This window comes from Streptomyces sp. ISL-66 (assembly GCF_018614135.1).
In the GTDB taxonomy this organism is placed as follows: domain Bacteria; phylum Actinomycetota; class Actinomycetes; order Streptomycetales; family Streptomycetaceae; genus Streptomyces.
This window is the reverse complement of record NZ_JAGGOW010000117.1, coordinates 14,095-33,969: the sequence shown is the minus strand read 5'-3', so window position 1 is coordinate 33,969 and position 19,875 is coordinate 14,095. Positions and strand designations below refer to the sequence as shown.

Below are 19,875 nucleotides of genomic sequence, written 5' to 3'. Positions count from 1 at the left end.
CGGCGCTGGAGCCAGCCGACCACTCCGGTCCGGTTCCGCCTACCGGCCTCGCCCAACGGAGCGATCCGCCTCCCCCGTCTGGGCGTCCCAGCAGGCCTACCGGCCGTCCTGGTCAGGAGACACGTGCGTTGGCTCCCTGCTGCAGGACTCGGGCCTGCTGCTGGCGTCCGCGGAGCCGGTGGGACAGGCCATCGATGCCGACGACCACGGCCGGGTGCAGGAGCCGTTCGAGCATGGTGGCGGCGACGGCGGCGTCACCGAAGGCGTCGACCCTCTCCCGGACGAGGCGGCGAGCACGAGAACGCACTCTTCCCCCACCACACTCGTCATGCCCCTGCGGGAATCGCCACGAGCAGCCAAGGCCCATCAGTGAGGTTCTTCAGCGGCGCCGCTCCAGGATCGGATGTCTGACGTCTCAACCAAGCAGCCCACGAGGAACGGATTGGCGTCATCCACCGGTCAGCTGCTGGATGACCTTGAGCGCCTGACCCGCTCCGTTCTCGGTCATCAGATGTTGCGCCGCCTTTGCGGCGGCTCGACTGTGTGCCTGCTGCTTCACTACTTGGTGAAGTGAGTCGGCAAGCCGTTCGGCGGTGAGGGATCGGAAGGGGATCGGATCGGTGGCGGCGCCGATGGCGGCAAGTCGCCCCGCCCAGAACGGCTGGTCGGCAGTCACCGGTACGGTGACCGCGGGCACTCCGGCACGCAACGCGGCGGCCGAGGTGCCGGCCCCGCCATGGTGGACCACCGCAGCCAGCCGTGGAAACAGCAAGGCGTGCGGTACGTCCCCGATCGTGAGCACGTCGTTCCCGTCGGCGGCGAGCCCGGCACTGCCGGCTTGGAGGATGCCGCGCAGCCCGGCGCGGCGCAGGGCTTGTACAGCGATCTCGCTCAGCCGCTCCCCGTCACCGGCCGCCATGCTTCCGAAGCCGATGAGGACGGGTCGGGGTCCGGCACGCAGGAAGTCCTCCAGATCAGTAGGCAGCCGTTCGGCCGCCTCATGATGGGGCCACCAGTTGCCCACGACCTCCAGGCCAGAGCGCCAGTCGGAGGGACGAGGCACCAGGACCGTGCTGAAGCCATGCAAGATGGGCCAATTCGCCTGTCCCTGTCGTCGACGTATCTCGGAAGGTGAGGCCGGGGGCAGCTGGAGGCGGCGGCGAAGCTTTGCGACAGCCTGTTCGTAGACGCGGTCGGCCATGCGCAGTGCGAAGCGTCCGGTGGCTCGGTTGGCGAGACGGCCCAGTGAGCGGGAGCCTGTCACGACGGGCGGGAAGTCGCCGGTCGGTGCGGTGGGTTGGAGGTACACGCCGAGGCTCGGTGTGCCCGTGGCCTCGGTGAGGTGCCAGCCGAGCGGGGCCGTGGTGGTCGACAGCAGGAGCAGGTCCGTGCCATCGTCCATCACGTCGGCGAAGCCCTGACCCAGTTCGGTAATGAACGCGGCGGCAGTGCGCATGAGTTCACGTTTGCCTGTGACGCTGCCACGCACGCGTGTGTCGGCGGGGAGGCTGCGAAATTCCAGCCCTGCGTCGCGTACGAGGGGTGCGAAGGTGTCTGTGGTGGCGAGGGTAACGTCGTATCCGGCGCGGCATAGTTCGGCGCCCAGACCCGTGTAGGGCGCGACGTCGCCGCGCGATCCGGCTGCGGCGATCAGGATCCTCATCGGTCTTCCTCGGAATCGGTACGGCCACCTGAGTGGCGGGCCGCGTTGGCGTGAACCGCCTTGCGCGTATAGGCGGCCAGGCCCGGGCGTTGCTGCGACGGCGGTATGACCAGAGCGAATGCGCGCGGGTCGGCGACGAAGTCGTCCGCGATGCGCCGGTGCATGTCGGGCGGGCAGGAGGTGAACCATCGTGAGATGTGCAAGCGGTGCTCCTCGGCGAGGTCCATGGCCCGCTCGCCGTTGCTCAGCTCCCCCTCATCGAAGGCCGCGAGCAGCTCCGCGCGCCAAGCGGCGGCCTCGCCCATGAGCTGACGCCAATCCTCCTTGGTGTGAGCAGCCGCGCGCGCCATCGCCTCGCGCTGTCCATCCGAGTCCGCCCACTTCAGTTCTGCTTCTGTGGCATAGCTCAGGTCGAAGGTGATCTCACCGAAGACCTCGAAGCGTTCCTGAGGAGTCAGGAACACGCCGGTCTTCTGGACCTCCATCGCCCGTTCCGCCACCTCGGCCAGCCGCTGCAGCCTGGCGATCTCCTCACTCAGCTGCCGCTGCCGGGCCCGGAGCCGCTCCAAGGGGTTCACCTGCGGATCCTTGAAGATCGCGGCGATCTCGTCGAGAGGGAAGCCGAGCTCACGGTAAAAGAGGATCTGCTGGAGACGGACCAGGTCAGCCTCGCTGTAGAGCCGGTATCCGGCGTGGCTGCGGTCACTGGGCGAGAGCAGCCCCGCCTTGTCGTAGTGATGCAGTGTCCGCACCGTCACCCCGGCGAAGGCCGAGACCTGCCCCACGGAGTAGCTCATCCACCTGCCCTTTCGTCGGTTCACAGCCTCAAGCCTGACGTAAGGGGAGGGTCAACCCCCGCTCGCTGGGTCTCGGAGCGAGGCCTCGCCCACCTCAAGTCCTGGAGGACCTTCCGTCCCGCCCGCTGCAACCACATGACGTCAATTGCCAAAGCCGTACTCACGCTGGAGCGTCACCGCTGAAGAACCTCCGTGGCTGCCCCGGACCTTCGTCGGCCGCTATGGGCGTCCGAGGAGTTGGGTGCCGGCGGTGTTGTCGGTACGGGCGGTGAAGTAATCGGTGAAGGCCTGGACGAATTCGTCTTCGGTGATCCGGCCGTCTCCATCGTGGTCGAGCTGGCGGAAACCGTGGTTGAGTTCGGCGGGGTGGACCCGGGAGCCGCCGAAGATCGTGCGGTACTCGTCGGCACAAAGGTGTCCGCTGTCGTCGGCGTCCGTAGCGTGGAAGATCGCCCGCACCGCGACATGCAGCCCCTGCTCGAGATAGGCCGGTCCGGCGTCGATTCCGGTGAGCATTGCGGTGACGAACTCCTCACAGGTCACCTGTCCGTCGTCGTCAGCATCCATCCCGGCCCGCATCTGCTGCCACCAGGTCTCGAAGGCGGCGTAGACGTGGGCTTCGCGCTCAGGGGCGAGTTCGAGCGGCCAGCACACGTTGTGCGCCATGGCCTGCAGATCGGCCGAGCTGATGCGGCCGTCGCCGGTCTGGTCCAGGACCTGGCGGAAAAAGGTCCGCAGACGCGCCGGGCGGGAATCGGCAAGCTTGCGGCGGCGTGCTGCGGGAAGCCGGACGGGGCTTGCCTCCGGCGGGGAAGGGCGGTCGGCGGAAGCTGTGGGAGGGTGCGGAGTCGAGGGGATGCCGGCCAGTGGAGTGCGGTAGCGGCGGTGCTCGGGCAGCGCGTTCATCAGCACGCGCATACCGCGGTGGAGGATGAAGGACAGCAAGGCCGCACGGCGGGTGCGGGGGAGACTGAAGCGCTCGCGGAAGGCTTCCGGCAGGTCCGCGATGGTCAGCGCACCGATCACGTGGGCGGCCACCGTGCGCAGAAGCGGCCAGGCCGGCTTCAGAAGGCCGAGGCGGCGGGGTGCGGGTGCTTCACGGAGCATGTCGAAAAGCAGGTAGCGCACGGGTTCGCTGTACTCGAGGCGCTCGCGGATCGTGCGGTCCATGTAGGCGGGTACGTCCGCGGCCGTGTTCGGGAGTAGATCTTCGGGCAAGCCGAATTCGGTACAGACGGCGCGGAATTCTCCGTACATCTGATCCAGTTCGGGCGGCGCCAGGGGGCGTCCGGACAGTTCCCGCATCGCCGTCATGCACTCGTACAAGGTGATCAGCACCCACACCCGCACCGCCGGGTCCAACGCTGTGAACGGCCTGCCCTGCTCATCGGTCCCGGCCAGACGGCGGTGCGTACGCTCCAGACGGGCGACCTCACGGCGCAGCCCTTCACGGTCGGAGAAGAACAGTCGCTTCCCGCTGTCCATGGTGTGCTCGACGCGCCGCCACGGGTGCGCGCGGTAGGTGGAGAAGTTGGCCATGCCGGCGGCGACCGCCGGATCCGCGGTTTGCAGAACCAGGAGCCGCCACGCCACCAAGCCGATCCGCCACTCCCCCAGCGTGCGGCGCAGCAGCGAATCGGGTCCAGGAAGTTCAGTGGTAGCCAAGGGGACGTCTCCTCAAGCACGTGCGCAGGAATGGTCTGGGGATGACCGAAGAGCGATCATCCGGTTATCCGCCAGCCCAACGGTCCTACCGGCATCAGGGTTCGGCCGGGTCCGCGAATTCACCCATCCGGGTCACGCGGGCCGCGGGACGAGTCAGACCCGGGACTTCACGGTCGTCGTGGCGGTCCGCGAAGTGGGACTACCTGCCCATGTTCAAAGCCGTGTGACGTGCGGGGACGGATCATGGCGCGGTGGCCGGGGCCCGTGTGCGTACGCGGACGCCGAACCGGGTGACAGCCGAGACGGCTGTGCACACCGCAGGGCCGGCTCGCGGCGGCCAGGAGCGGTACTGAAGGCAGCGCGGGGTCTGGCGGTGCGGCGCAAGGTTCGAGAGGGTCTACATGGGGTGGCAGGTGCCGCCGCGGACCATCTCCAGGTGCATGGCCACCACGGGGCGCGCCTTCTGAGCGGCGTTGGTGACGGCCGTGTCGCTTCCAGCGCGGATCTGCGTGTCGATCAACGCCAGGGTCTTGGTATGGGCGGCTTCCTGGTCAGCGAGCCAGGCGGTGTCATATTCCGCCGTTCCGGCCTCGTCCTGGATAGCAATCAACTTCTGCTGCTGCTCGACCGTGGGCGCGGTGGGCAGCGTCATCCCGCTCTTCGTGGCCAGCGCCTTCAGATCGCTGTCGAGGTCCTCATGATCGGTGACCAGCTTCGCGCCGACGTCCTTCACACACGAGGTCGTCGCATGCTCCTGAGCGTCCTGGCCGGCGGCGATCTCCGCCAGGTTGCCCTGGTGAGAGGAGTTCACGAACGTGGTGTCCTGGTCTCCGGCCGGTGCCCCAGCGGCAGCTGCAGGCCCGCATATCCCGGCCACGACGGTGACGACGGCCGCCACCAACAGACGATTACGCATGACACCTCACTCCTTCTACGCGACCGAGTGGAAGATCCACCAGTGTCAGCCGCGCTCTGTCTGGCACCTACCCGGCTGGCGCCTGTCAAACGAGTCACCCGAGAACGGACGGGGGCCGCGCGGGCAGCGAGCGTGGCCGCCCCCGGCGTCCCTCCAGTCCGGCTCGCGGCAGGGTCCTTCAGCCCGGAACGTCCTCTCCCAGTCGGACCGGGCGTTCGGTCGTGTTCAGGCCGCTCTGCTGGAGCTGTCCGCGAACCATGCATCGCACGCAGACAGTGATTTGATCACTCCTATTGGTTACGGGTGCGCGTGGACACCCGAGAGCCGGTTACCGCGGGCCGGCCGGGTGCCGCCGTACGTCTGCGGCCCTGCTCCTGACTAGCCGTCCAGCAGCGCGGCCACCAGGCGCGCCATGGGAGGCCGGGGGTCCGGCGTGCCGGGCCATCCGGTCATCAGGAGGTGGTGGGCACTGCCGACGATGGCGAGGGCTACCGCGTCCGGGTCGATGGTCTCCGCCACCCGGTCGAGCCCCTGCTCGGCCTTCAGATAGCCGGTGATGGCCTCCTGAACCGCGGCGAAGCCGGGCGCCCCGCCTTCCAGGGCCTCGCGGATGCGCAGCGCGGCGGCGGGGCGGGTCATGGCCAGGCCCGAGATGGCGGGACCGCCGGAGTCGAACAGTGCCAAGGCGACGGCCTCGAGGTTGTGCGCCACCTCGCCCTGCCCGGCCAGCTCCGACAATGCCTGCGCCTTCGCCGCCGTCCGTGCGAACCGGTCGAGGCAGAGCTCGGCCACGAACTCGTCGAGCCCCGCGAAGTGCGTATGCAACAGCCCCTTGGCGCAGCCCGCTTCGGTCGTGACGGACCGGCTGGTGAGCGCGCCGGGGCCATCTCTTTCCGCGACGCGCTCGGCGGCCGCGAACAGCCGCTCGCGTACGTCCGGCGTCGCCACTCCGCGCGGTGACATGGCTCTCCCCTTCCGTTCCGGCTCCGCCGCTCCCAAAGGCACAACCGCCTGGAGAGAGAGTATCGAGTATTGCCAGTTTGGGCGTCTGCCCATACTCTTTGGGCACACGCCCATTCTCTGTCGTCCACCACAGGAGGCACCCGTGCCGGACATCGTCAACACCGAGCAGGCACAGGCATGGAACGGCCCCGAAGGAGCCCACTGGGCCCGCAACCAGGACCGCTGGAACGCCGTGAACGAGGGCTTCAACGAGCCGCTCCTGGACGCCGCCGGGATCACCGGGGGCCACCGGACCCTCGACCTCGGCTGCGGCTCCGGGCAGACCACGCGCCTCGCTGCGCTCCGGGCACCCCAAGGCCGCGCGCTGGGCCTGGATTTGTCCGGCCCGATGCTGGCCGAGGCGCGAGCCCGCGCCGAGCGGGAGAGCATCGTCAACGTTTCCTTCGCGCAAGGCGACGCGCAGGTGCACCCCTTCGAAGCGGGCGCCTTCGACGCGGCAATCAGCCGCTACGGGGTGATGTTCTTCGCCGACCCCGTAGCCGCCTTCGGCAACGTCGGCCGGGCGCTGCGACCCGGCGGGCGCCTGGCGTTCGTCTGCCCGGCCGATGCCACGCTGAACGACTGGGTGACGGCAGTGGCATCTCTGCGCGACTTTCTACCGGTCGGCGACTTCGGTCAGCAGGGGCTGCCCGGCATGTTCTCCCTGGCCTCGCCGGACCGCATCCGCGACGTCCTCACCACAGCCGGATTCACCGACGTCACCGTCAACCAGGCGCAGGCGTACGGGGCGTGGGGGCGCGGAGCCGGAGACGCGGCGGAGTTCCTGCTCGGAACCGGCCCCGGTCGCCACCTGATGGAGCAGGCCGACACGACCGCACGGGCCCGCGCCCTGCGCACGCTGACGGACCACCTGCGCGCCCACGAGGCAGCGGACGGCACGGTCCGGCTGCGCAGCACGTCGTGGGTCGTCACGGCGGATCGCCCGACCGGCCCGTCCGGCAGGCCCTGAGCGCAACAGGGGCAGGGTCGAGCATGGAGCGATTGGCGTGCGAGTCCAGGAATCGATGCGTCACCAGGCGATCCCTCGGGCTTCGGCGCGGTCATGCCCGAGCCCTTCGCCGGAGCCGGTACCGACCGCCACCGCCTGATGCAGCATGAGCACCGGCTCCGCCACCTCGCGGCGCTGCGACCTCGTCCTCAAGGGGCTGGGACCTCGTCTTCGCGGGCGAGGTCGGTCGTCGGATCGAGCGGTGCGTCCAGCGGATGGGGCACCGCTTCCGGCGGGACGAAGAGCGGCAGGTCAGCTGCGGGCTGCGGCCCGTCCGAGCGATAGAGCAGGGCCATGACCGACAGGATGGCGGTAAGGCCGGCCGCGAGCATCGAGGCGCCGGTGGGCCAGGGCAGGAAGCTGCCGGTCCGGGCGCCCGAGAGGTCGAGGCCCATCACGTTCGCGAGCACGTGGATCGACACCAGCCCGATTCCCGTCAGGGTCGTGGCCGACCACACCCAGACACGGTCCCGCACCGTCACCAGCACACCGAGAGCCAGGCACACGGCCGCCAAGCCCACCTGAAGCCATGCCGTCCCACCGCCCTGGACGAGGTCGCGGGAGGGATCGCGGGGCAGGTACAGAAGCGCGGAGACGACCAGGGCCACCGCCACCGGCCACCGCAGCGCGCGGCCGGGCACGGTCGGCGGCGCATCCGCCTCCGGTCCCTCCCGCGACGGGCGATCGCCGCGCTTGCGAGAGCCTCGCCCAGCGGATCGACGCCCCGGCTCCGCCCGGCCGGGCTCTGCCGCCGGCTCAGACCGAGGTTGCGGCTCGAACTCGGGCTGGGGATCGGGATGAAGCTGCGGCTCCGCGTGCGGCTCGGACGGGAGCCGGTGCTGCGGCTCGTCGTCCTGCGCGAGGAGCACGACGAGGGAGAGGACGTCCGGGATGGGGCGGCTGATCGCGGCAGCTCGCAAGGCCTGGTCCGCCGCGTCGGGAACCTGCCCGGACCGCCGCAGGAGCCGTACCAGATCGGCTACCTCGTCCACGGACCGATGGGTCACCGCCGTCTCCAGCAGGGTGTGCAACCAGGCAGTGCTTTCAGCGGCACGCGACTCATCGTCCGCCTCGCCGGCTTCTTCCGCCGAGGGGGAAGCGGCAGGTTCGCAGGCTGACGAGAACGGTACGGGCTGTGGTTCCGCAGTCTCCGCGGCTTCTCGCCCGTCCCCGTTTTCGGGCTCGGCCTGGGGTATGGCGTAGTCACTCATGGATCGCTCCGTCCGATACACCGGCGTGCGCGGGCGGCGCAATACATTCGCCTCATTGCGGCACGCGCATGAATGTGCACTTCAAGTAACGATGCAGCACATCGGAGAACGTCACCATACGGAGCAAGCAAACGGGTACGGCCCGCCGGACCGGGCCCGTCAGGAGCCGTCTGCACCGTGCCGGTCTCCCCTTCGTCAGGCCCCATCCCGCGGCCGACGCGGCCGCTGCAACAGGGGTGGGCTCATCGCCGGTTCGGGTGAGCCGTCGGGTGAGCCGTCGGGTCGGCCGTTGTACGCGCGGGGTGGGTGGCGAGGGCCGCGCCGGCGGCGAGGAGGGACATCGCCGAGAGGAGTACGAACAGTGCGGGGTAGCCGCCGATCGGCCCGGCCAGGAGTGCTCCGGCGAACGGCGCGAGGGCTGCGGCGGCGTGCGCGGGTGCGCCGAGGAGTGCGGAGAGCCGGCCGTAGTGGGTGGTGCCCCAGCGGTCGGTGACGGAGGTGGCCTGGAGGAGGGTGAGGTTGCCCCGGACCACACCGGCGAGGACGGATACGGCGATGAGGAGGGCGTACGGGCCGGCGACGCCGGCGAGGGCCGCGGTGGTGAGTCCTCCGAGTCCGGTCAAGGTGACGGTCCGTGCGGTGACGCCGAGGCGGCGGGAGAGCGCCGCGTACAGGGTGCGGCCGAGGGTTTGTCCCGCGCCGCCGATCCCCAGGACCCATGCGGCCTGCGTGGTGGTGTAGCCGCGTTCGAGGAGCAGGGGGACGAGGCCGATGACGACGGCGTACATCGCGAACGAGGACAGGGTGAACGTGGCGGCCAGCATCCAGAACGCCCGGCTGCGCACGGCTTGGTCGCTGCCGCCGGTGACGTGCGACGGGCTCGGAGGTGCTGGTGGCCAGGGTGCTTTCAGGGCGAGGGCGTGGGCCGGGATGGTCAGGGCGGCCAGGATGCCCGCGAGCACCAGGTAGGTGGCGCGCCAGGACATGTGGTCGGCCAGCGTCGCGGTCAGGGGCGCGAAGACCGTGGAGGCGAGCCCGCCGGCGAGGGTGACGATGGTCAGCGCGCGGATGTGGTCGGGGGCCCACCACCGTGTGAGGGCTGCGAAGGCGGGTTGGTAGAAGGTGGCGGCCATGGCGGTTCCGGCCAGCAGCCAGCCGGTGAGGAAGACGGCCGGGGTGGGGGCCGCGGCGATGAGCAGCAGGCTGAGGACGCCGAGGACGGAGCCGGCCGTCATGACGGTGCGGGGGCCGCGGTGGTCCAGGACGCGGCCGACGTGGATTCCGGCGAGGGCGGAGACGATGAGGGCGGCGGAGAATGCCGCCGTGGTCGTGCCCGTGCCCCAGCCCGTGTCCGCGGTGATGGCCGGGTTCAGGACGGGGAAGGCGTAGTAGAGGATGCCCCAGCTGGTGATCTGGGTGAGGCACAGGGCGGGCAGGACGGCGCGGGGCCGCGACCGGTCCCCTGTTCCGGTCGCGGCGCCGCCGTCTTGGAGGTCGGTCACTTCGGTCAGCAGCCGCCGGAGCGGGCCGGGGCGCCGATGGTGAGCGTGGCCGGTGCCGCGCAGCAGCCGCCGCCGGTCTCCTCGGTCTCGGCCGCGGGCTCGTCGAAGAGGCCGGCGCCGCCGCAGACTCCGGTCTCGGGGAGGGTGAGCTCGACGCGTTCGGCGGCTTCGTGGTCGCCGGCGAGGTGGGCGGCGATGGAGCGGACCTGCTCGTAGCCGGTCATGGCGAGGAAGGTCGGGGCACGGCCGTAGGACTTCATGCCGACGAGGTAGACGTCCTTCTCCGGGTGGGAGAGCTCGCCCGCGCCGTGGGGGTAGACGGTGCCGCAGGAGTGCTGGTTGGGGTCGATCAGCGGCGCGAGGTCGACCGGGGCCTGGAGGCGCGAGTCCAGGCCGAGGCGGAGTTCGTCGAGGAAGGTGAGGTCGGGGCGCAGGCCGGTGAGGACGATGACCTCGTCGACCGCGTCGAGACGGCGGCCGTCCTCGGCGACCAGGATCAGGCGGCCGTCGCCGGCGCGTTCGAAGGTGTCGGTGCGGAAGCCGGTGACGGCGTCGGCGTAGCCGTTGTCGACGGCGGCCTTCGCGGCGAGGCCGAGGGCGCCGCGGGCGGGGAGCTGGTCGGCGGTGCCGCCGCCGAAGGTGGAGCCGGAGATGCCGCGGCGCAGGAGCCAGACGGCGTGGGTGCCGGCGGCGTCCTCGGCCTTGGCGAGGTCGGCGAGGTAGGCGAGGGCGGTGAAGGCGGAGGCGCCGGAGCCGATGACGGCGGTGCGTTTGCCGGCGTACCGGGCCCGGGTGGCCGGGTCCTTGAGGTCGGGGATGCGGTAGGAGATCCGGTCTGCCGCGGCGCGTTCGCCGAGGGCGGGCAGGCCGCTGCCGCCGGCGGGGCCGGGGGTGGACCAGGTGCCGGAGGCGTCGATGACGGCGCGGGCGAAGACGCGCCGCTCGGTTCCGTCCGCGCCGGTGTAGTGGACGGTGAAGGGCTGCTCGTCGCGGTCGGCGTCCACGACGCGGTCGCGGCCGGTGCGGGAGACGCCGGTCACGGTGCTGTCGTAACGGACCTTGTCGCCCAGGACGTCGGCGAGGGGCTGGAGGTAGAGCTCGGCCCAGTCGCCGCCGGACGGGTAGGCCGCGCCGTCGGGCCGGACCCAGGCGGTGGGGGCGAGGAGCTTTTCGGCGGCGGGGTCGACGAGCTCCGACCAGGTGGAGAAGAGCCGGACGTGGGCCCACTCCCGCACGGCGGAGGCGGCGGCCGGTCCGGCTTCCAGGACCAAGGGCTCGATCCCGCGCTGGGTGAGGTGCGCGGCCGCGGCCAGGCCGGCCGGGCCCGCTCCGATCACGACGACGGGCAGGGCTTCGGTGGATGCGTTCACGACGGGGCTCCCCAATTGATTCGACAGATGTCGATGTCCTGACGGCTCCAGAGTGACACCCTGAATCGATAAACGTCAACATAGACATCTGTCGAATTTCGAAGGATGATGGGGGCATGTCCCCTACGAAGGTGTTGCCGCTGCTGGAGCCGCAGGCCGTGGCCCCGTGCTGCCCGCCCCTGTCCGAGCGCCCGCTGACGGCCGAAGAAGCCGAACGGACCGCGGTCATGTTCAAGGCCCTGGGCGACCCGGTACGCCTGCGGCTGTTCTCCGCCGTCGCGTCCCACGAGGGCGGCGAGGCGTGCGTGTGCGACATCTCTGACGTGGGCGTCTCCCAGCCCACGGTGTCCCACCACCTGAAGAAGCTCAAGGACGCCGGGCTGCTCTCCTCGGAGCGGCGCGGCACCTGGGTCTACTACCGCGTCGAGCCCGCCGTCCTCGCCGCCATGGGCCGGCTCCTCACCCGCGCGGCCACGGCGTGACCCTGACCATCGCGCCACTGGACGGCGCGCACGCGGACGAGGTGCTGGCGATCTACCAGGCCGGCATCGACGAGGGCAACGCCACGTTCGAGACCACCGCCCCCACCTGGGCGGAGTTCGACGCGGCGAAGCTGCCCGAGCACCGCTTCGCCGCACTCGACACCGACGGCACGGTACTCGGCTGGGTCGCCGTCACCCGCGTATCGGACCGTTGCGCCTACGCCGGAGTCGTCGAGCACTCCGTCTACGTCCACCCCGCCGCCCGGGGCCGCGGCGTCGCCGGGCGGCTCCTGGCCGCCCTGGTGGAGTCGACCGAGGCGGCGGGGATCTGGACGATCCAGTCCGGCGTCTTCCCCGAGAACGCCGCCAGCCTCGCCATCCACGCGCGGGCCGGCTTCCGGATCATCGGGACCCGTGAGCGCATCGGCCGCCACCACGGCGCCTGGCGGGACGTGGTCCTGCTGGAGCGCCGCAGCCCCCGCGTGATGTGAGGTCCGCCCCCGGCCCGGACCGGCCGCCGCCGATCACCGGCACGCCAGCGCGACGTGTCACGAGGTGATGTGCCGCTCCGTGAACTTCGCTCGCCAGGCCAGCGCCACGTACACGAGCGCGACGAGGACGGGGACCTCGATGAGGGGGCCGACGACGCCGGAGAGGGCCTGGCCGGACGTGACGCCGAAGGTGGCGATGGCGACCGCGATGGCCAGCTCGAAGTTGTTGCCCGCCGCGGTGAACGCGAGGGTGACGGTGCGGTCGTAAGCGAGACCGATGGCCTTGCCGAGGAGGAAGGCGCCGAACCACATCACCGCGAAGTACACGAGGAGCGGGAGCGCGATGCGGGCGACATCGAGCGGCTGGGAGGTGATGGTCCTGCCCTGGAGCGCGAAGAGAATGACGATCGTGAAGAGCAGGCCGTACAGCGCCCAGGGGCCGATCCGCGGCAGGAACTTCGCCTCGTAGGTCTCGCGGCCCAGCTTCCCCTCGGCGATACGGCGGGTCAGGAACCCCGCCAGCAGGGGGACTCCGAGGAAGATGACCACGTTGAGGGCGATCTTCCCCATGGAGATGTCGAGGTGCTCGCCGTCGCCGAGGCCGAGCCAGCCGGGCAGCAGGTCGAGGTAGAACCATCCCAGGACGCCGAACGCGACGACCTGGAAGACGGAGTTGAGGGCGACCAGGACGGCGGCGGCCTCGCGGTCGCCGCAGGCGAGGTCGTTCCAGATGATGACCATGGCGATGCAGCGTGCGAGGCCGACGATGATCAGGCCGGTCCGGTACTCGGGCAGGTCCGGCAGGAAGATCCAGGCCAGGGCGAACATGAGCGCGGGGCCGAGGAGCCAGTTGATGACCAGCGAGGAGATCATCAGTCTGCGGTCGCCGGTGACCGCGTCGAGCTTGTCGTAGCGGACCTTCGCCAGGACCGGGTACATCATGACCAGCAGGCCGACGGCGATCGGCAGGGAGATCCCGCCGATCTCCACCTTCGCGAGGGCGTCGTTGAGACCGGGGATCAGGCGGCCGAGCCCGAGCCCCAGGCCCATGGCGAGGAGGATCCAGACCGCGAGGAAGCGGTCGAGGGTGGAGAGCTTCGCGACGACCGAGGAGTCCTGAACGGCGGCAGCTCGGGTGGGGGTCACGGACAGGCCCTCTTGTTCTCGGCGGCGGTGCGAGCGGAGGCGGCCAGGTCGGCGAACCGGCCGGCGAGCTGGGCGATGACGTCCGGGCGCAGCTTGTAGTAGACGAAGCGGCCGCACGGCTCGGTGTCCACGAGCCCGGCCTCTCTGAGCACCTTCAGGTGGTTGGAGAGGTTGGTCTGCTTGGCACCGGTCTCCTCCACGAGGTGCGTGGCGCAGAGCGTCTCGCGGGAGAGCAGGGTCACGATCTGAAGCCTGAGGGGGTCTGCCAGGACTCGGATCAGTTCAGTGTCGACTGACGTCATCATGGACTGATACTTTCACATCAGTGGTGACTGACACCATCGGGTGGCGATGTCACCGGCGACTGATGCCCGTCTGTCTGTCGTGAGAAGTCGCGCAAACCTGAGAAGTCCCGAGAAGAGGCCTGCCGTGTCCAAGAAGCCCTCCGTCCTGTTCGTCTGCGTCCACAACGCCGGCCGCTCGCAGATGGCCGCCGCCTGGCTGACGCACCTGGCCGGGGACCGCGTCGAGGTCCGCTCCGCAGGCTCCGCCCCCGCCGACTCCGTCAACCCGGCCGCGGTCGAGGCCATGCGCGAGATCGGCATCGACATGTCCGCCGAGACGCCCAAGATCCTCACCGTCGACGCGGTCAAGGCCTCCGACGTCTGCATCACCATGGGCTGCGGTGACACCTGCCCCGTCTTCCCCGGCAAGCGCTACCTCGACTGGAAGCTCGAAGACGAGGCCGGCCAGGGCCTCGAGTCGGTCCGCCCCATCCGCGACGAGATCAAGATTCTCATCGAGGGCCTGATCGCCGAGATCGCCCCGCAGCCCGCCGCATAGGACTCGGCTCGCCGCCGCAGCGAGCCGTCTCACACGGACCCGCTCGGAGCGATGAGCGGAGCGCACGGCGGGTAGGACACCAGCATGGACATGCCTGCGTCCGGAGGCCGGAAGGTGCGGGAGGGGCTGGGCTCGATGCTGTTCAGCCGGGTGGCCGGCCCGTCGGGGCCCGCCAACCGCGCGCGCATCCACGACACGCCCGGCCCCCGCTGGTTCGGCGCCGAGCGGCCCATCCGCAGGGTGCACGGCGACGCCTCGATGTTCATCGGGGGCTTGAGCGCACTCCTGCTCCAGTCCTTGCACCCGCTCGCCATGGCCGCCGTCGCGGGGCACTCCGGCTTCCGTGGCGACCCGTGGGGCAGGCTCCAGCGCACCAGCACCTTCCTGGCCGTCACCACCTACGGCACCGCGCAGGACGCGCAGGACGCCGTCGACCGGGTCCGGACGGTCCACGAAGGGATACGGGGCACCACCGCGGCGGGCGAGCCGTACCACGCGGCCGATCCCCACCTGCTGGGATGGGTGCACGCGGCCGAGGTCGACAGCTTCCTGCGGGCGCACCAGCGCTTCGGCGCGCACCCGTTGGACGCGGCGGGCTGTGACGGCTACGTCGCGGACACCGCGCTGGTGGCTGCGGCCCTCGGCGTGGTGGACCCGCCCCGTGACCGGGCGGCGCTGACAGCCCTGTTGACGCAATACCGGCCGGAGCTGCGGGCCACGCCCGAGGCCCTCGACGCGGCCCGTTTCATCCTCCGCCACCCGCCGCTGCCCAGGGCCGCCCGCGCCCCGTACGCACTGCTCGCCGCGAACGCGATCGACCTGCTGCCGCCGTGGGCTCCCGGCCTTCTCGGCCTGCGCCCCGCGAGGGGCCCGAGGGCAACCTGCGTACGCCTGTCCGGGCACGCCCTGACGCGGACGATCCGGTGGGCGATGGCCCCGCCCCCGCGGCCGGCGCGCTGAGCCGGTTCCCCGGAGGTCCGGAGAACGCGCTCAGCCGAGGGGCAGGGCGCGGCCGGCCAGGACCAGGAGCACGGCGTCGGCTCCGGCCAGGACCAGGATGATCAGGAAGGGCAACCGGCCGCGTGCGAGGACGGGCGGTGCGGCCGGCGCCGCCAGGCACAGGGCCAGTGTCACGCCCAGCAGCAACCGGCCGACGGGAGGCACCGGGCCGGCCGGGCCGAGGGTCACCACCGCGCAGGAGGCGAAGGCGAGGCCGGCTGCCAGCGCGATGGACGCGCGTCGCCCCAGCATCTGCGGGAGTCCCAGTACGCCGCCCGCGATGTCCTCGTCGAGGTCGGGCAGGGCGTTGGCGAAGTGGGCGCCGGTCCCCAGCAGAGCCGCTGCGGCGGTGAGCCACATCGGCGGCCAGGCGGCCGACGGCGAGGTCAGGGTCAGGAAGGCGGGCAGCAGTCCGAAGGCGACGGTGTACGGCAGCCAGGAGGCGGGAGTGTGCTTCAGCCACAGGTTGTAGGACCAGGCCGCGGCGACACAGGCGATGTGCACCCAGCCGGCCCGTGCGCCGCAGGCCAGCGACAGCGGGACGCAGGCGAGCAGGGCCGTGCAGGAGGCCGCGGCCACCGCACCGGGCCCTACCTCCCCCGTGGCGAGCGGCTTGTCGCGGCGCCCGGCGGCCGCGTCGCGCCGCATGTCCAGCCGGTCGTTGCACCAGCCGATCGAAAGCTGGCCCGCGGCGACCGCGGCCGCCGCTGTGGTCCCGGCCACCGGCCCCAGCCCTACGGCGGCCGCCAGCAGGGCCGTGAGGAGGGTGACCGCGGCGGCGGGCACGGGGTGACTGGCCTTCAGGAGCCCCAGGAAGCTCGCGAGGGCGGGCCGCCGGGCCGTCGTCGGCCCTGCGTGCGCGGTCGGCGCGGTGGTTCCTTCGTCGGTGGTGGCGGGCACCGCACCACGCTATGCGTCCGCCGCGCCCGTGGCGGCCGTGTTCAGCGTGCCGACGCCCCGCTGTCCCTATGTTGGAGCAATGACACGGGTCCTCGCGGTGAGCACGGCGTTCCCGCCACACCGCTACACGCAGCAGGAGATCACCGACGTCCTCGCTTCCTGTCTGCCGTCCGGGGCCGACAGCGCGCTCCTGCGCCGGCTGCACGGCGCGGCCCAGGTGGAGACACGTCACCTCGCCCTTCCCCTGGACCGGTACCGCGAGCTCGGCGGCTTCGGCCACACCAACCGCCTGTTCGTCGAACTCGCCGTCGCCCTGGGTGCGGAAGCGGTCGAGCGGGCACTGGACGAGGCGGGAGTGCGGGCGCAGGAGATCGACCTGGTCGTCTCGACGACCGTGACCGGCATCGCGGCGCCTTCCCTGGAGGCCCGCCTGGCCGCGCAGGTCGGCCTGCGGCCCGACGTCAAGCGGGTACCGATGTTCGGGCTCGGCTGCTCCGCCGGTGCGGCCGGGCTGGCCCGGGTGCACGACTTCCTCACCGGCCGGCCGGGCTGTACGGCGCTCCTGCTGTCCACCGAACTGTGCTCGCTCACCTTGCAGCCCGCGGACACCTCGATGGCGAATCTGGTGGCGGGAAGCCTGTTCGGGGACGGGGCCGCCGCGCTGGTGGCGGTCGGCGACGACCGCGCTCGCGCAACAGCGCACGGGGCCTGTTCGTCCGGACCGGTGGTCGCGGCCACGCGCAGCCGCCTCTACCCGGGGACCGGACACCTGCTGGGCTGGGACGTCGGCGACTGGGGCTTCCGCATGGTTCTCGGCCGGGAGGTCCCCGAGCTCGTCAGGCTGCACGTGGCGGAGGAGATCGAGTCCTTCCTCGCCGCTCACGACCTCAAGCCCCGGGACGTCGCGGCGTGGATCTGCCATCCTGGCGGCCCGAAGATCCTGGACGCGCTCGCCGACGAGCTCGGCCTGCCGGACTCCGCCCTGGCCCCCTCCCGCCGTGCGCTGGCCGCCACGGGAAACCTGTCCTCCGCCTCGGTGCTGCAGATCCTGCGCGACACCCGCGCCGCGGCGCCGCCCTCGGGGTCGACCGGCCTGATGATCGCCTTCGGGCCGGGCTTCTCCTCCGAACTCGTGCTGCTGGACTGGTGACTGCTCCATGACTCCGTACACCGTGCTGGTCCTGCTGGTCATCGCCGAACGGTTCGCGGAACTCGCCGTGGCGCGCCGCAACGGTGCCTGGAGCCGGGCCCGGGGCGGCTTCGAACACGGGGCCGGGCACTACCCGGCGATGGTCGCCCTGCACACGGCCCTGCTGCTCGGCTGTCTCGTGGAGCCCTGGGCGGCCGACCGGCCCTTCCTGCCCCTGCTCGGCTGGCCCGCCCTGGTCCTGGTGCTGGCCTCCCAGGGCCTGCGGTGGTGGTGCATCAGCGCCCTCGGCCCCCGCTGGAACACCCGCGTGCTGATCGTCCCCGGCCTTGCGCTGATCACCCGCGGCCCCTACCGGTACCTGCGCCACCCCAACTACCTGGCGGTCGCCCTCGAGGGCATGGCCCTTCCCCTGGTGCACACCGCCTGGGTGACCGCCGTGGGCTTCTCCCTGTTGAACGCCGCCCTGCTGACCGTACGCATCCGCTGCGAGGACGACGCGCTGGCGCCCGCACGCCCCCTCCCCGCCCCCGGCGCGGCCCGGTGATCGACCTCCTCGTCGTCGGCGGCGGCCCGGCGGGCCTGGCCACGGCGATCCACGGAGCGCTCGCCGGGCTCGACGTCGTGGTCGCCGAACCGCGCCCCTCCCCCATCGACAAGGCCTGCGGCGAGGGCCTGATGCCGGGCGCCGTACGGGCCTTGGGCGCCCTGGGCGTCGAGGTACCGGGCCGGCCCCTGCGCGGCATCAGCTACGTGGACGCCGCCGGCGAACGGCGCGCCGAAGCCGTGTTCCGGGCGGGCCACGGCCTCGGCGCGCGCCGCACCCTGCTGCACGAGGCGCTCGCCGCCCGGGCCGCCCAGCTCGGCATCCCGGTCCTCCCCCGCCGCGTTCGCAGGGTGAGCCAGTACGACGAGTACGTCACGGCGGACGGGATGGCCGCCCGCTACCTCGCGGCAGCGGACGGACTGCACTCGCCGATCCGGCGCGCGCTCGGCCTGGACGAGCGGCCGACCGCCGGGCGCCGACCGGCGCGGTACGGACTGCGGCGCCACTACTGCGTCGAGCCGTGGAGCGACCTGGTGGAGGTGCACTGGTCGGCCGGCTGCGAGGCGTACGTCACTCCGCTGGGGCCGCGCCAGGTCGGGATCGCCGTCCTGACGTGCGACCAGCTCCCGTACGACGCCCAGCTGGCCCGCTTCCCGCTGTTGGCGTCCCGGCTCGCCACGGCGGCCCGGACGCCGGTCCGCGGCGCGGGTCCCCTCCGCCAACAGGCCCGCTCCCGGGTGGCCGGGCGGGTCCTGTTCGTGGGCGACGCCGCCGGGTACGTCGACGCCCTGACGGGCGAGGGCCTCGCGCTCGCCCTGACGGCCGCCGCCGAACTGGTGCGCTGCCTGCGCGAAGGCCGGCCGCAGGCCTACGAACGCGCGTGGCGCCGGCTCTCCCGCAACTACAGGCTGCTGACCAAGTCCCTGTTGTGGGCCCGGAACCAGCCCCGGCTGGCGCCCCTGATCACCCCCGCCGCGGCCCGCTTCCCCGGTTTGTTCCAGCACGCCGTGAACCTGCTGGCGTGACGGGCCGTCGCCTGTACTGAAGGGTCGTCAACGGCCCTGTAGGGCCTTGACGTTCTCTCCGAAGGTCCAGCCCTTTGAGCCGTCCCAGTTGACCGACCAGGTCATGAGGCCCTTCAGCGAACCGCCGAACGCGTTCCACGACTGGCCGACCAGGCTCGGCGCCATGTGGCCACCGCCCGCGCCGGGCTGGGCCGGCAGGCCGGGCACCTGCTTGTCGTAGGGCACCTTGATCGTGGTGCCCTGGATGGTCAGGCCGTTGTGCAGGCACGTGGTCTGCGCGGTGAAGCCCTGCACGGTGCCGGCCTCGTAGGAGTCGCCGGAGCAGCCGTACATGCTGCCGTTGTAGTACTGCATGTTCAGCCACCACAGTCGACCGTTGTCGGCGTACTTCTTGATGACCGGCAGGTAGGCGCCCCAGATCGACCCGTAGGTGACGCTTCCGCCGGTGACGTACGCGGTCTCGGGGGCCATCGTCAGGCCGAAGCCCGCGGGCATCTGGGCCAGCACGCCGTCGATGATGCGCACCAGGTTGGCCTGGGAGGCGGACAGCGTGTTGATGTTGCCGCTTCCCGACAGGCCGGTCTCGATGTCGATGTCGATTCCGTCGAAGTTGTACTTCTTGAGGATCGGGACGACGGTCGCCACGAACCGGTCGGCGACCGTACTGGAGTTCAGGTCGATGCCCGCGGTGGCGCCGCCGATCGACATCAGGATCGTCGCCCCGGCCGCCTTGGCCCGGCACATCTCAGCGGGGGTCGCGACCTTGACGTTGGAGTCCATGCCGTCCTGCCACAGGACGGTGCCGTCCGAGAGGATCACCGGGAAGGCGGCGTTGATGACGTTGTAGCCGTGCGCGGCGATCCGGCTGTCCGTGATGGGGATCCAGCCCATGCCGGGGTGAACGCCGTTCACCGCGCCGTCCCAGTTCTCCCAGTATCCCTGGAGGACCTTGCCCGACGGCTTGGGCTTCGTGGGGCAGGTCGCGTCCGGCGGGGTGGTGGTGGGCGGGGTGGTAGTGGGCGGGGCGGTCGTCGGCGGGGCGGTCGTCGGTGGAGTGGTCGTCGGTGGAGTGGCGGTCGGCGTGGGGGTGCCGCCGCCCGGGCCGACGAGCGACACGTCGTCCGCGTAGTACGCGGGCTGGCCGTACCAACCGTGCAGGT

Annotated in this window: 21 protein-coding genes; 8 read left to right on the top strand and 13 right to left on the bottom strand. The window is 71.4% G+C overall.

Annotation, left to right across the window (positions count from 1 at the left end):
* Positions 1-112 precede the first annotated feature (112 nt).
* The 6 genes from J7E97_RS36695 to J7E97_RS22370 form a co-directional block, all read right to left on the bottom strand.
* Positions 113-307 carry an ATP-binding protein gene (locus J7E97_RS36695; protein ID WP_215030171.1) on the bottom strand — a complete coding sequence of 65 codons (195 nt, stop codon included), beginning with the start codon at positions 305-307 and terminating at the stop codon, positions 113-115.
* A 141-nt stretch (positions 308-448) separates the two neighbouring features.
* Entirely contained in the window at positions 449-1,663 is a 1,215-nt protein-coding gene (locus tag J7E97_RS22395) for a glycosyltransferase (protein WP_215030169.1), read from the bottom strand.
* Positions 1,660-2,460 (bottom strand): MerR family transcriptional regulator, encoded by an 801-nt coding sequence (locus J7E97_RS22390; RefSeq protein WP_215030166.1) that lies wholly within the window; start codon positions 2,458-2,460, stop codon positions 1,660-1,662. Before J7E97_RS22390 ends, J7E97_RS22395 begins: the two co-directional genes overlap by 4 nt.
* A gap of 219 nt (positions 2,461-2,679) precedes the next feature.
* On the bottom strand, positions 2,680-4,125 hold the full coding sequence (locus J7E97_RS22380; RefSeq protein WP_215030164.1) for an oxygenase MpaB family protein: 1,446 nt from the start codon (positions 4,123-4,125) through the stop codon (positions 2,680-2,682).
* 397 nt (positions 4,126-4,522) lie between these two features.
* A complete protein-coding gene (locus J7E97_RS22375) occupies positions 4,523-5,041 on the bottom strand; it encodes a DUF4142 domain-containing protein (RefSeq protein WP_215030162.1) in 519 nt (172 codons plus the stop codon).
* 378 nt (positions 5,042-5,419) lie between these two features.
* A complete protein-coding gene (locus tag J7E97_RS22370; protein ID WP_215030160.1) occupies positions 5,420-6,004 on the bottom strand; it encodes a TetR/AcrR family transcriptional regulator in 585 nt (194 codons plus the stop codon).
* A gap of 142 nt (positions 6,005-6,146) precedes the next feature.
* Between J7E97_RS22370 and J7E97_RS22365 the strand changes: the two genes are divergently transcribed.
* Entirely contained in the window at positions 6,147-7,013 is an 867-nt protein-coding gene (locus J7E97_RS22365) for a class I SAM-dependent methyltransferase (RefSeq protein ID WP_215030158.1), read from the top strand.
* Between the two features lie 188 nt (positions 7,014-7,201).
* Here J7E97_RS22365 and J7E97_RS22360 read toward each other — a convergent pair whose 3' ends face one another.
* The 3 genes from J7E97_RS22360 to J7E97_RS22350 form a co-directional block, all read right to left on the bottom strand.
* Positions 7,202-8,263 (bottom strand): hypothetical protein, encoded by a 1,062-nt coding sequence (locus tag J7E97_RS22360; protein ID WP_215030156.1) that lies wholly within the window; start codon positions 8,261-8,263, stop codon positions 7,202-7,204.
* A 242-nt stretch (positions 8,264-8,505) separates the two neighbouring features.
* Complete coding sequence (locus tag J7E97_RS22355) at positions 8,506-9,765, bottom strand: MFS transporter (protein WP_215030154.1); 1,260 nt, start codon at positions 9,763-9,765, stop codon at positions 8,506-8,508.
* 5 nt (positions 9,766-9,770) lie between these two features.
* Positions 9,771-11,135, bottom strand: coding sequence for an NAD(P)-binding domain-containing protein (locus J7E97_RS22350; protein ID WP_215030151.1), 1,365 nt, complete (start codon positions 11,133-11,135; stop codon positions 9,771-9,773).
* A gap of 116 nt (positions 11,136-11,251) precedes the next feature.
* Here J7E97_RS22350 and J7E97_RS22345 point away from each other — a divergent pair, with 116 nt between their 5' ends.
* Together J7E97_RS22345 and J7E97_RS22340 are read left to right on the top strand one after the other, a co-directional pair.
* Positions 11,252-11,617 carry a helix-turn-helix transcriptional regulator gene (locus J7E97_RS22345; protein WP_215030149.1) on the top strand — a complete coding sequence of 122 codons (366 nt, stop codon included), beginning with the start codon at positions 11,252-11,254 and terminating at the stop codon, positions 11,615-11,617.
* Positions 11,614-12,108, top strand: coding sequence for a GNAT family N-acetyltransferase (locus J7E97_RS22340; protein WP_215030146.1), 495 nt, complete (start codon positions 11,614-11,616; stop codon positions 12,106-12,108). The genes J7E97_RS22345 and J7E97_RS22340 overlap by 4 nt, the downstream gene beginning before the upstream one ends.
* A 57-nt stretch (positions 12,109-12,165) precedes the next feature.
* Here J7E97_RS22340 and arsB read toward each other — a convergent pair whose 3' ends face one another.
* Together arsB and J7E97_RS22330 are read right to left on the bottom strand one after the other, a co-directional pair.
* Positions 12,166-13,254, bottom strand: coding sequence for an ACR3 family arsenite efflux transporter (gene arsB / locus J7E97_RS22335; protein WP_215030144.1), 1,089 nt, complete (start codon positions 13,252-13,254; stop codon positions 12,166-12,168).
* Complete coding sequence (locus J7E97_RS22330; protein WP_215030142.1) at positions 13,251-13,559, bottom strand: helix-turn-helix transcriptional regulator; 309 nt, start codon at positions 13,557-13,559, stop codon at positions 13,251-13,253. The genes arsB and J7E97_RS22330 overlap by 4 nt, the downstream gene beginning before the upstream one ends.
* A gap of 124 nt (positions 13,560-13,683) precedes the next feature.
* Here J7E97_RS22330 and J7E97_RS22325 point away from each other — a divergent pair, with 124 nt between their 5' ends.
* Positions 13,684-14,097: an arsenate reductase ArsC gene (locus tag J7E97_RS22325; RefSeq protein WP_215030140.1), complete on the top strand. Its 414-nt coding sequence runs from the start codon at positions 13,684-13,686 to the stop codon at positions 14,095-14,097.
* Positions 14,098-14,181: 84 nt separating this feature from the next.
* A complete protein-coding gene (locus J7E97_RS22320) occupies positions 14,182-15,057 on the top strand; it encodes an oxygenase MpaB family protein (protein ID WP_215030138.1) in 876 nt (291 codons plus the stop codon).
* Positions 15,058-15,087: 30 nt separating this feature from the next.
* Here the strand turns inward: J7E97_RS22320 and J7E97_RS22315 are convergent, their stop codons facing one another.
* Complete coding sequence (locus J7E97_RS22315) at positions 15,088-15,996, bottom strand: UbiA family prenyltransferase (protein WP_308346666.1); 909 nt, start codon at positions 15,994-15,996, stop codon at positions 15,088-15,090.
* Positions 15,997-16,075: 79 nt separating this feature from the next.
* Here J7E97_RS22315 and J7E97_RS22310 point away from each other — a divergent pair, with 79 nt between their 5' ends.
* Genes J7E97_RS22310 through J7E97_RS22300 form a run of 3 tightly spaced genes read left to right on the top strand, consistent with a single transcriptional unit; the run spans position 16,076 to position 18,715 of the window.
* A complete protein-coding gene (locus J7E97_RS22310; RefSeq protein WP_215030136.1) occupies positions 16,076-17,146 on the top strand; it encodes a type III polyketide synthase in 1,071 nt (356 codons plus the stop codon).
* A 7-nt stretch (positions 17,147-17,153) separates the two neighbouring features.
* Positions 17,154-17,690, top strand: coding sequence for an isoprenylcysteine carboxyl methyltransferase family protein (locus J7E97_RS22305; RefSeq protein ID WP_215030134.1), 537 nt, complete (start codon positions 17,154-17,156; stop codon positions 17,688-17,690).
* Positions 17,687-18,715 (top strand): NAD(P)/FAD-dependent oxidoreductase, encoded by a 1,029-nt coding sequence (locus J7E97_RS22300; protein ID WP_215030131.1) that lies wholly within the window; start codon positions 17,687-17,689, stop codon positions 18,713-18,715. Before J7E97_RS22305 ends, J7E97_RS22300 begins: the two co-directional genes overlap by 4 nt.
* Before the next feature lie 27 nt (positions 18,716-18,742).
* On the opposite strand, the gene J7E97_RS36100 is transcribed toward J7E97_RS22300, so the two are convergent.
* On the bottom strand, positions 18,743-19,831 hold the full coding sequence (locus tag J7E97_RS36100) for a chitinase (protein ID WP_374224213.1): 1,089 nt from the start codon (positions 19,829-19,831) through the stop codon (positions 18,743-18,745).
* Positions 19,832-19,875 lie beyond the last annotated feature (44 nt).